Raw genomic sequence first — 429 nt, forward strand, 5'->3', positions numbered from 1 at the left:
GTCGGCCAAGCCAGCCGCATCTCCGGCGTAACGCCTGCGGCGGTGGCGTTGCTGATGGTGCATTTGAAACGCGGGTTTAAGGGGGCGAAGTAGGCTGCTTGAAAGTGCAGGCTGCACACAAATAGCCGTCATGAAACAATAGGAATGAAATCCGTTTTTCAGACGGTATGAAGATTTCGAGCACATACCACGCGCCCATACATGAACGTTTTTAAAACCATAAGAGAATTAAAATGAAGCATTTGACAAAATTACTGGCAACCGCATTGCTGGCTTTGGGTTTGAATCAGGCAGTTTGGGCGGATGACGCATTGGATTTCCGGCAAACCCTGCAGTTGGCGGAACAGGGATATGCCTATGCCCAATATAATTTGGGTGTGATGTATGAAAACGGACGAGGCGTACGCCAAGACTATGCCGAAGCGGTCA

General features: G+C 49.7%; 2 pseudogenes. Both read left to right on the plus strand.

What is annotated here, in order from left to right:
- Positions 1-93, plus strand: a pseudogene (locus HMPREF3066_RS13720) (hypothetical protein); the annotation flags it as partial.
- Positions 94-233: 140 nt separating this feature from the next.
- A pseudogene (locus HMPREF3066_RS04895) lies at positions 234-429 on the plus strand (SEL1-like repeat protein); the annotation flags it as partial.

Origin of the sequence: Neisseria sp. HMSC03D10 (genome assembly GCF_001807625.1) — a bacterium.
GTDB classification, from domain to species: Bacteria; Pseudomonadota; Gammaproteobacteria; order Burkholderiales; family Neisseriaceae; genus Neisseria; species Neisseria mucosa.